At 51.4% G+C, this 712-nt stretch carries 3 protein-coding genes; all 3 read right to left on the reverse strand.

Annotation, left to right across the window (positions count from 1 at the left end; genetic code table 11):
* The coding region (locus AACS90_RS04310; protein WP_305847173.1) for an antiterminator Q family protein at positions 1-234 on the reverse strand (234 nt) is incomplete at its 3' end.
* Complete coding sequence (locus AACS90_RS04315) at positions 222-521, reverse strand: Ref family recombination enhancement nuclease (RefSeq protein WP_099123674.1); 300 nt, start codon at positions 519-521, stop codon at positions 222-224. The genes AACS90_RS04310 and AACS90_RS04315, both read right to left, overlap by 13 nt.
* A gap of 16 nt (positions 522-537) precedes the next feature.
* A partial coding sequence (locus AACS90_RS04320) for a DUF1367 family protein (RefSeq protein ID WP_153043720.1) occupies positions 538-712 on the reverse strand: 175 nt, incomplete at its 5' end.

Here is a 712-nt window from a genome sequence, read left to right on the forward strand (position 1 = left end):
GATATGATCAACCACTCTGGCGATTAGCATACCTTCGTCGTCATTGCACATCGGGCGTTCTGGGTAGTCTCGAGGCTCTACTCGTGCCATAAATTCCGCAATCACACTGCTCTGACGCTTATCCAGCCTGCCGGAATAAACCCACGCACCAAATTTTGCTAACCATTCCTGTAGCCAGATCGCCTGTGATAGCGTTAATTCCAACCCATCCGTTGAAAATTTCAAACCCGACATAACCGTACCTCTTTCACTTCCCTTTTAACCTGCGCTAATAATTCAATTTCTGTCCCGTGAGCCGCCTGCCAACTCTTTGGTGCGGCATGAAAACCCGTGGGATAACCAGCTCGATGGTGGCGAGGACATAACGGCAGAACGGAGAAGTGATCGGCGCGTTGTGCCGTGCCCTGCCCGGTTCGTACATGATGAATTTCCGCAGGTGATGCACCCAGTCCCAGATTCCGGCAGGCAATACAGCCGAGCGAGGCGACATCTGACAGCCACTGTTTTTCACTGTTGGTCATTGGTCTTGCCTCTCCTTTACGCAAAATCAAACAACTGAGCCGCCGCATTTTCAGCAGCGTCTCTGGTCGGGAAGTTGCGATACAAGATGAAATTCCACAGTACGTTTAGGGTGGATTGATAGAGTGCCTGAAATTCCAGCTCATCCATTTTGGCGAAGCTGACGGAACGGGGTTCTCGATACAGGCTGCCG

Source organism: Xenorhabdus sp. KK7.4 (genome assembly GCF_963876465.1).
Taxonomy (GTDB): Bacteria; Pseudomonadota; Gammaproteobacteria; order Enterobacterales; family Enterobacteriaceae; genus Xenorhabdus; species Xenorhabdus stockiae.

Coding starts and splice junctions, on each gene's coding strand:
- AACS90_RS04315 (WP_099123674.1), bottom strand. CDS start 521: ATGACCAACAGTGAAAAACAGTGGCTGTCAGATGTCGCCTCGCTCGGC.